Here is a 10,381-nt window from a genome sequence, read left to right as displayed (position 1 = left end):
ACTAATTCAAATAATTATAAAATGAAAACAAAGTTTAGTGGAATTCTAACGCTAATACTAGCGTTTGTTGTGCAATTATCTTTTGCGCAAGAAAAGACAATTTCTGGTACAATTATAGACGATTCAGGTTTACCTTTACCAGGAACTACTGTCTTAGTAAAAGGAACTTCTTCCGGAACATCTTCAGATTTTGATGGGAAATACTCAATTAGAGCGAATCAAGGTGATATTCTTGTGTTTAGTTTTGTTGGTTATACCACAAATGAAGTTCGGGTTGGTTCTTCCAATATTATTAATGTAACAATGTCTGAGGATGCTACTTCTCTGGAAGAAGTAGTGGTTGTAGCTTATGGTACACAAACCAGAGAAGCCATTGTTGGTGCTGTTGACGTTATTAAAGCGGAAATAATTGAGACTCAACAAGTAACTTCACCTTTAAGAGCCTTACAGGGTAATGTTGCCGGTATAAATTTGATTACGCAAGGTGGACAACCTGGTAATAATCCGGAGATTAGAATACGTGGATTTGGTAGTTTTAACGGTAGTAATGATCCCTTAATAATTGTTGATGGTGCTCAATTTAATGGAAACTTGAATACCATAAGTCAGGATCAAATTGAGTCTATATCTGTATTGAAAGATGCAGGTGCAGCTTCCTTATACGGTTCGCGTGGTGCTAACGGTGTAATTTTAGTTACTACAAAAAGAGGACAAAAAGGTTCCGCCGCTGAAATAACTATAAGAACACAATATGGTTTCTCAAACCCAGCCGTAGGTATCCATGACCTGGTTGACTCTGAGGATTACTTGAAATTATATTGGCAAGGGTTGAGAAATGATAATCTTTACGATTTGGGCCAAAGTCCTGCTGATGCCGCTGCAAATGCAAGTGCTGCGGTAATTCCTACAATGGGATATAACCCTTACAATGTAGCTACACCAATAGATGCAAATGGAAATTTAGTGGGTGGAGCTAACCTAATATGGGATACCGATTGGGAAGAGGCTGTATTAAGACGCGATGTACCAAGAATTAACCACAACCTAAGTGTTTCCGGTGGTGGTGAAAAATCGAATTATTTTTTCTCATTTGATTACTTAAATGAAGAGGGACCAGTAATTCGCTCTGACTTTGAAAGGATTGCAGCCAGAGGTGCAGTTGATAGCCAGGTAACTGATTGGTTGAAAACAGGGGTAACACTTGGATATTCCAGATCTTTCTCTAACAACCCTGATCAGACTTCCGGAAGTACTACACAAGCTATTTCCTGGATTTATAATTATGCCAGCGTTTTCCCAATTTACGTAAGGGATGCTAATGGTAACATAATTTTAGATTCCAATGGACAGCGTATTTATGACTTGGGTAATGGTAATGGCAGGCCTTTGGGACAGCCCATAAATAATATAAGACCAGGTATTAATGGTGAGAACATTTTAGCCTCTATACTTTTAGGTGAAGAAAAAAGGATAAGAACTAACTTTTTAGGGTCCGCATACGCTGAGATTAACTTCTTAGATAACTTTACCTTTAGATCTACAGTTAACTATGAGAATTATGTGTTTGATAGCCATTCGTTTGATGATGATGAGATTGGTGCTGCCTCTGCAGTAGGAGGAAGAGTATCCAAGGATAGAGATGTAACAACTACACTTAATGCAATACAGGCTTTAAATTGGTCAAACACCTATGGAAGGCACTCAATTTCTGCAGACGTAATTTATGAATCTAATACTAATACTACAGATACCTTTGGTGCTTCCTCAACTGGTTTTTTACCAGGACAACAGGAATTAGGCAACGGTACTATAGCTGAAACTTTTGGTGGCTTTAGACTACAAAGACGAATTACAGGTTTACTTGGTAGATTGTCTTACAATTTTGATAAAAAATATTTTGTTGAAGGTAGTTTACGTAGGGATGAGACTTCGCAGTTCAATGAGCAATACAGAGCAGGAAATTTTTATTCTCTTGGTGCTTCTTGGGTAATTTCCAATGAAAACTTTATGGAAAACGTAGGATGGGTAAATAGTTTAAAACTTCGTGGTTCTACTGGAGAGCTAGGTAACATTGGTATCCCTGGTGGATTTTTCCCAACAAGTCTACTTTTTGGCGGTGCCAACTTTGGAGGTGTGAACATATCTCCTGTAGAGGGTAACCAAAGCTTCCTTCCTCCTAATTTACTAATTGATCCTGCATTACAATGGGAAACAGCCAGAACAACAAACTTTGGTTTGGATTTTGGACTTTTTGATGGGGTACTATCCGGTACGGTTGAATATTTTGAAAGAGAGAGTGTTGATTTGATTCAAGATATAACCACCGTTCCTTCAATTGGTGTACCTACATTACGTGCTAATGCCGGTTCTATCAAGAACAGTGGCTGGGAAGTCACTTTGAGTAGTAATATCATTAACTCAGAAGATGTAACATGGAATGTTGGTGGTAACTTCTCTATCTTAAAGAATGAAATTGTTGAGGTTTCTCCTTTTACCGATAGACAGGTACAAGGGTCTAAATTATGGGTTCCCGGAAACTCCATATTTGAATTCTATATTAGAGAATGGGCAGGAGTAGATCCGGCAAATGGGGACGCTTTATGGTACATGGATATATTGGATAATGACGGTGAAGTTATTGGCAGAGATGTAACCAATCAGTATGACGAGGCAACCCGATATGAAACAGGCAAAGAATCTTTACCGGACTTCCAGGGTGGTTTCAATACCTTCTTTAGATATAAGCAATTTGATTTAAGTGCTTTATTTAACTTTAGTGTAGGGTCGTACTTGTTAGATACAGATTATACTGGTTTGGTAAGTAATTTAGCCTCTGTAGGAAACTCAGCGCACCCTGATAATTTTAAATCGTGGGCAAATCCTGGGGATATTACCGATTTCCCAAGATTAACATTGAGAAACAACAACTTCAATGACAGATCTACACGTTGGTTGTTCAAAAACGACTATTTACGTTTAAAGGCTTTAACCATTGGCTATAACTTACCACAAGAAGCTTTGGACCGTATTGGGATGAAACAGGTGAGAATATATCTACAAGGAGACAATTTAATCACTTGGCAATCACATAAAGGTATCGATCCCGAACAAGCATTTAATGGTTTAACCAGTAACAGATCGCCACTTCAAAGAACACTAACTTTCGGCGCACTTCTAAAATTATAAAATAAAACGTTATGAAAAATATTAAGAACAATAAAAGCTGGAAGTTGCCATTAATGATTTTTACATTGGCAGCAATTCTATTGAGCTTCAACTCTTGTAGCGAAGAGTTTCTTGAAGAACCTACAGACACCTCTGGTGTTTCTACTAATATTATTTTTGCGAACGCGGATAACGTGCAAACCTTTGTTAATGGCATACTGGCCAACTATAAAGGACAGTACAGAACCGTGGATGTTGGAGGTATTTATGCCATGTATTATGCCCGTGCGGTTAAGGGTAATGACCTTATACAAGCTTTTAGCTGGTATACTTTTGATTATGGCCATGAGAACAGGGAGCCAAACTTTAGACGTACTAATTTTACATGGGATTTTAATTATGAGAACGTTAATATGGCCAACACGCTTATTGATGGTGTCAATAACAGCACAGGGTTAAGTGATGACGAAAAAGCACTCTTTATTGCTAAAGGAAAGTTTTTCAGGGGATTACACCTGTTTGAACTGTTATTGGAGTTCTGCCCAAATTATAATAACAATAGAGATCTTGTCAGAATACCTCTTTACACGGCTGGTGCCAGTCTGGAAACGGCCCAGGGAAACCCACCGGTACCAATGAGTCAGGTTTACAATCAGGTACTACAGGATCTGGAAGATGCTGTGGCAGGGTTACCAGATGAAAGAATTGGTAAAAGTTTTATCAACAAAGCAGTAGCACAGGCGGTTTTAACCCGAGTATTAGCTGTTACACAAGATGATTGGAGCAGAATGTCTACGTTGGCAAGAGCTGCCTACGGCGGGACTGCTGCTTCAGCGGTTCAATCCTCAAATTGGGGTAATGGTTTTAGTGATATGACAGATCAGGAATGGCTTTGGGCTTTGTTCCAAAATGGTTCAGATGAGACCAACTTTTTCTGGGGGCATGCAGCACCTATGATGGATCATCTAACATTAAGTTATTCTGCAACTTATTGGGATCCGGATTTTGTTAGTGAATTTTCTGCTACAGATGTTCGTAACCTCTTTTTTGATATTTATGGTGTTTCGGCTACAGAGCCATGGCGAGAGTTTGTCTCAACCAAATATGCGTTCACTTTTGCTTCTGATATTCCGCTTATTAGAAAATCAGAAATGGTGTTGTTTGATGCTGAGGCCCAATATCATATGGGAAATATCCCAGAGGCACAAAACTTACTATTTGCTTTACAATCGGCGAGAGATCCTAACGCAGTGGCGTCCGGAAATACAGGGCAGGATTTGTTGGATGAAATACTGTTAGAGCGTAAAAAAGAATTCTACGGGGAGTTTGGTCCACATTGGTTCGATGCTAAACGCTATAATTTACCAATTGAAAGAAATGATATTCACCGTATTTCAATAGACATACCAGCAAATGACAATCGCTTCTTCCTTAAAATACCGGAAGATGAGATAGATCTAAACCCAGGTTATGCCGGATTTAATAATGAATAACAAAGTTCTATATTTTTATTTTGTAGCTTATTTTGCTGCCATAAATTTATATGCTCAAACTGAAGCTGAAAAGAAAAAAATTTCATCCTCATATGATATGGATAAAATTGAAAATCTTAAATCAGCTTTGGCAGAAAAGAATAGACTTAAGGAAAGTAGAATTTCTGCTTTCCTTAGGGCTAATAAAAATGAATCAATGAGCAAAAAGGTTAATGGTAAAAACTATGTTATTCATGATATTGTTGACGGTAGACCTGTTTACAGAACAACTTATAACAGTTTAAGTGCCAGGGCTACTAAAACAGATCAGTTATATTCCGGTGGTAGTTTAGGAATTAATGTTGAAGGGGAAAATATGAATATTGGTGTATGGGATGAAGAAAGTGCCTTAGAAACTCATGTCGAGTTTGAAGATGATCAAATAGTACCACAATCAAGAGTAGTTTACCCTGAATTCAACGGTAATCCATTTATTGGTACTACTAGTGATCATGCTACTCACGTGGCCGGTACTTTAATTGCTAAAGGAGTTGACCCTAATGCAAAAGGCATGGCTCCTAAAGCAACTTTAAGGTCATTTGATTGGTTTGATGATGACACTGAGGCCTTATCGGAAGCAGGTAGTGGTTTACTATTATCTAATCATTCTTATGGCACCCCTATATTTACCTCTGGTGGTTCTCAACAAATTTCTGCTCAAAATATTGGATCTTATTCTTCGGATGCGCGAACCTGGGATCAGGTAGCATTCAGCGCTCCTTTTTATTTAGCGGTCAATTCTGCGGGAAATGAAGGTACTGAAACTTATACCGGAGGTTTGGGATCCGGATTTGATAAATTAACAGGAAATAAAACGGCTAAAAATAATTTGGTAGTTGCCAATGCGCGAACTACTTTTTTACCGTCAGGCGGAATCTTATTGCAAATAAGTAGCAGTAGTAGTCAAGGTCCTACAGATGACTTTAGAATAAAACCGGATATTGCCGGTAGAGGTGGTGTTAATAATGTCCTCACTGAATTTGGAATATTTTCAACATTGGATAATAGTGACAGTGCCTATGGTTACTTTTCTGGAACTTCTATGGCGTCACCTAATGTAGCCGGTTCTTTGCTTTTATTGCAAGAGTATTATAACCAATTAAACGCCAGCTATATGAGAGCTGCTACTTTAAAAGGTTTGGCATGCCATACAGCTCTTGACGACTCAAAAGCCGGTCCGGACCCCATATTTGGCTGGGGTTTTTTGGATGCTGAGGCATCAGCAAATGTTATTAAAGACGATAATAACAACAGTGCACTAATTTCTGAGATAACTTTAAATAATGGTGGTACTTATACTTACCAATTTACCGCAGGCTCAGCTAGTGAATTAAGAGCAACCATATGCTGGACAGATCCTGCCGGAACTACTTCCTCAAGTCCTGGAAATGTACTTACGCCAAGACTGGTAAATGACCTGGATTTAAGGTTAGAAGACTCGAACACTACGGTTTTTACACCTTGGAAATTAGATAATACCAATGTTGCCGCAAATGCAATAAAAGGTGATAATGATGTGGATAATATTGAACGTATCGATATTATAAGTCCTGTAAGTGGCAATTATACCTTAACAGTAAGCCACAAAGGTACTTTAACTAATGGCTCACAAGCTTTTTCTTTAATCATTACTGGAGCAAGTTTAACATTGAGCACAAAAAATACTGATACATCCGATATCTTAGTTTGGCCAAACCCTGTTAAAGACAGACTGAACATAAACTTTGCTCCTAATATAGAACCTAATAGTAAAATTGAATTATTTGATATCCAGGGCAGAAAGGTATTTTCAAATATTCAACGTTTAGACGAAAGTCAAAATAAGGTAACTATTAATGTAATGCATTATAATCCGGGCTTATATTTTCTGAATATATCTAACGGATTACACACACATACACAAAAAATTATAATAAAATAAAAAGAACTAACTCAAAAAATTAATATTATGAAAAAAATATTATACATATTTACACTGATGCTGAGCATTGTTTTAATCACGAATTGTGAGGAAAATACTGATTCGGCAAAAATTCTTGAAATTAACTACGTGGGCTTTGAGTCTAAGCCTTTATTAGGTGTAGACCCCACTGCTACCGCTACTGAAGAAATAAAAATTGCCACATCAAACACAACAAGTGCTGACCGCACATTTAACATTGTTGTAAATACTGATATGACAACTGCTGATGCTTCGGCCTACACAGTGCCCTCTTCAGTTACAGTTCCTGCAAACTCTAATATAGGAACCTTTAACATTGATATTGTTGGGCCTAATGTAAATCCATCGGGTGATGACATACTGGCTTTAGATTTTGTGTCCCAGGAAGGTTTGCATATTGGTGCAACTATGGAAATAAATCTTAAACAGGTATGCCCTAATCCCGAATTAATTCTCGATATCACATTTGATGGTTTTCCTGAAGAAATATATTGGCGTATTAGAGATTCATCCGATACTACCATATTTGAAAGTGCCACGCCAGCTGCGTTTGGTGCTTATGATGGATTAACCGGTGGCATTTCAAGAGCTATGTGTTTAGCTTCGGGATCTTATACCTTTACTATTTTTGATGGTTATGGAGACGGTGCAGGACCATACTCACTGACTTTTGATGGTGAGGTAATTTATGCTTCCGATGGAGTTTATGGTGACGGTGAAAGTGTGTCTGTTACCATACCTTAAATACCATTCATTTAGAAATCTGAAAAGCATAAAACAAGAGCCTCATTTTTAAAAATGAGGCTCTTTTTATTTACCTTTGAAGTATGACAAACCAAACGCAAATATTCGGAATTAGAACCATTATAGAAGCTGTCAATGCAGGTGAGACCATTGATAAGGTTTTTCTTCAAAAGGGGCTCAGAGGCGAGTTATTTTCTGAATTAGAATCTTTAACAAGGAAGCATGGCATAAACACTTCCTATGTTCCTGTTGAAAAGCTTAACCGACTAACAAAAAAAAACCATCAGGGTGCCGTAGCTCAAATAGCTCCTATAGATTTTCATGATTTAGAGCATTTGGTCATAAATGTAATAGAATCTGGTAAAACACCTTTGTTTTTATTACTGGATCAATTGAGTGATGTTCGTAATTTTGGCGCCATTATCCGTACTGCAGAATGCACGGGAGTTTCCGGTATTATTATTCAGAAAAAAGGCGGTGCACCGGTAAATGGCGATACGATTAAAACCAGTGCCGGAGCCGTTTTCACAATACCTATCTGCAAAGTGGATCACATTAAGGATGCCGTATTTTATATGCAAGCTTCCGGTATAAAAGTAATTGCTGCTACCGAAAAAACGCAAAACACATTATTCGATGTCTCCTTTAAAGAGCCTTGCGCTATTATTATGGGATCCGAAGATAGAGGCATTAATCCTTCCACACTTAAAGTGGTTGATGCCAAAGCTAAACTGCCTCTTTTAGGTGATATAGAGTCTTTAAATGTGTCTGTTGCTTGCGGCGCTTTCTTATATGAAGCAGTTAGACAAAGGCTATCAATTAACGATTGACGATTATTCTTTATTTTTTTTATAGGTATAATTTATATTGGGTTGTTCGTCTTCCCTATCAATTGTTTCAATAAAGTTACCATCTTCATCAAAATGTTTTAAAAAGGGGTCATCCTCTTCGTTATAATGATCCTGTTCCCAATCATACTTCTTAGGTTTTGCTATTTGTGTTCTAAAAAATAATGCAAAAAACAATCCTGTTATTAAACCGGATAAATGCCCCTCCCAGGAAACATTCTCTTTTATAGGAACAACATACCAAACCATGCTTCCGTATAAAAAGACTACCAAAAGTGACAATGCAATTAACCGATAATGTTTAGCAAATACCCCTTTAAAAAAGGTAAAACTAACCAACACATAAATCAATCCGCTGGCACCAATATGATAAGATGGTCTGCCAATACACCAGGTAAGAAACCCCGATATAATGATTCCCCAAATAATAATTTTCCAAGCTATGGGCCTATAGAAATAAAAAAGCGCCATAGTAAGCACCAACAGAGGCACCGTATTGTGATAGAGGTGCTCAATACTGCCATGAATAAACGGACTTAAAAAAATACCGCGTAACCCTTTTAAGGTTAACGGATAAACGCCATATTCATTGAAGTTAACATTAAAGCGTACCTCAAACGAAAGCACCGACCAAATAATTAGCACAAAAAAAATAGGATATGCTATAACGCCTGTGGTAAATTTAAAATGCTGATGACTCATATTATTAAAGATAACAAATAGTTCTCCAAATTTTGAATGTCTGATAAATTGGCAGGATTCTGTGTGAGACAGAAAAACCCGCCACAATTTTTAAAACAGATGCTTCACTTTATTCAGAATGACAAAATTGGGACATCCCTAAAACCAAAAAATAGACTAAATTTACATTTATGAATGAACCTTTAGCCGAACGATTACGTCCAAAAACTTTAAAGGACTATGTGAGCCAAACACATTTAGTTGGTGAAAACGGCGCCTTGACCCAAAGTATAAAGCAGGGATTAATTCCGTCTATGATTTTTTGGGGGCCACCCGGAACCGGGAAAACCACTTTGGCTAATATTATTGCCACGGAATCTGGCCGACCATTTTACACGTTAAGTGCCATAAATTCGGGTGTAAAAGATGTCAGGGATGTTATTGAAAAGGCTAAACAAAGTGGAGGGTTGTTTACTACTAAAAACCCTATTTTGTTTATTGATGAAATTCACAGGTTTAGCAAATCTCAACAAGATTCTTTATTACAAGCGGTTGAAAAGGGTTGGATTACGTTGATTGGGGCTACTACCGAAAATCCAAGTTTTGAGGTAATTTCGGCACTTTTATCCCGTTGCCAGGTTTATATTTTAAACGCCTTTGATAAAAACGATTTAGAAACGCTTTTAAGACGTGCTATTGAAAAAGATGCGTTGATCTCTAAAAAAAAGATAAAACTCAAGGAAACCAATGCGCTTTTAAGGCTTTCTGGTGGTGATGCCAGAAAATTGCTCAATATTTTTGAACTTATAGTAAATGCTCACGATGGCGATATAACCATCTCTGATGATATGGTGTTAGAAAAAGTTCAGAATAACACTGTACGTTATGATAAAACCGGTGAGCAACATTATGACATTATTTCGGCATTTATAAAATCGATTAGAGGCAGTGATCCTAATGGTGCGGTGTATTGGTTGGCTCGTATGATTGAAGGTGGCGAAGATCTAAAATTCATTGCCCGCAGGTTATTGATTTCGGCCAGTGAAGATATAGGAAACGCCAATCCTACGGCTTTGGTAATTGCAAACAATACGTTTCAGGCGGTATCTACCATTGGCTATCCTGAGTCCAGGATCATACTAAGCCAGTGTGCCACGTATTTGGCATGTTCACCCAAAAGCAACGCTGCATATGTCGCTATAAACCTGGCACAACAAAAAGTAAGGGAAACAGGCGATTTAAGCGTGCCGTTAGAAATTAGAAATGCCCCTACAAAACTCATGAAAGAACTCGGCTATGGCGATAATTATAAATATGCCCACAACTACGAAAACAATTTTGCCGACCAGGAGTTTTTACCGGATGAAATAAAGAACACCACCTTTTATGAACCTGGCAATAATGCCCGGGAAAAGGCTCACAGGGAATTTTTAAAACACCGTTGGAAAGATAAATACGGATATTAAGCT

General features: G+C 37.7%; 7 protein-coding genes. 6 read left to right on the top strand and 1 reads right to left on the bottom strand.

The window, feature by feature from the left end:
- Positions 1-21 precede the first annotated feature (21 nt).
- The 5 genes from Q0983_RS20525 (at position 22) to rlmB (ending at position 8,213) form a co-directional block, all read left to right on the top strand.
- Positions 22-3,186, top strand: a complete 3,165-nt coding sequence (locus Q0983_RS20525) for a TonB-dependent receptor (RefSeq protein ID WP_299557140.1) — start codon at positions 22-24, stop codon at positions 3,184-3,186.
- Between the two features lie 11 nt (positions 3,187-3,197).
- Positions 3,198-4,658 (top strand): RagB/SusD family nutrient uptake outer membrane protein, encoded by a 1,461-nt coding sequence (locus Q0983_RS20520; protein ID WP_299557139.1) that lies wholly within the window; start codon positions 3,198-3,200, stop codon positions 4,656-4,658.
- The gene (locus tag Q0983_RS20515) at positions 4,636-6,618 is read left to right on the top strand and encodes a S8 family serine peptidase (protein WP_299557138.1); all 1,983 of its coding nucleotides are present in this window, start codon (positions 4,636-4,638) and stop codon (positions 6,616-6,618) included. Before Q0983_RS20520 ends, Q0983_RS20515 begins: the two co-directional genes overlap by 23 nt.
- 27 nt (positions 6,619-6,645) lie before the next feature.
- Positions 6,646-7,383: a hypothetical protein gene (locus Q0983_RS20510; RefSeq protein WP_299557137.1), complete on the top strand. Its 738-nt coding sequence runs from the start codon at positions 6,646-6,648 to the stop codon at positions 7,381-7,383.
- An 83-nt stretch (positions 7,384-7,466) separates the two neighbouring features.
- Positions 7,467-8,213 carry a 23S rRNA (guanosine(2251)-2'-O)-methyltransferase RlmB gene (rlmB, locus tag Q0983_RS20505; RefSeq protein ID WP_299557136.1) on the top strand — a complete coding sequence of 249 codons (747 nt, stop codon included), beginning with the start codon at positions 7,467-7,469 and terminating at the stop codon, positions 8,211-8,213.
- A 3-nt stretch (positions 8,214-8,216) separates the two neighbouring features.
- Here rlmB and Q0983_RS20500 read toward each other — a convergent pair whose 3' ends face one another.
- Complete coding sequence (locus tag Q0983_RS20500) at positions 8,217-8,933, bottom strand: rhomboid family intramembrane serine protease (RefSeq protein ID WP_299557135.1); 717 nt, start codon at positions 8,931-8,933, stop codon at positions 8,217-8,219.
- A gap of 170 nt (positions 8,934-9,103) precedes the next feature.
- On the opposite strand from Q0983_RS20500, the gene Q0983_RS20495 reads away from it, so the two are divergent.
- Entirely contained in the window at positions 9,104-10,378 is a 1,275-nt protein-coding gene (locus tag Q0983_RS20495) for a replication-associated recombination protein A (protein ID WP_299557134.1), read from the top strand.
- The last annotated feature ends 3 nt before the right edge of the window (positions 10,379-10,381 follow it).

Source organism: Seonamhaeicola sp., from assembly GCF_028281565.1.
In the GTDB taxonomy this organism is placed as follows: domain Bacteria; phylum Bacteroidota; class Bacteroidia; order Flavobacteriales; family Flavobacteriaceae; genus Seonamhaeicola.
This window is presented reverse-complemented; position numbering and strand designations above follow the sequence as displayed.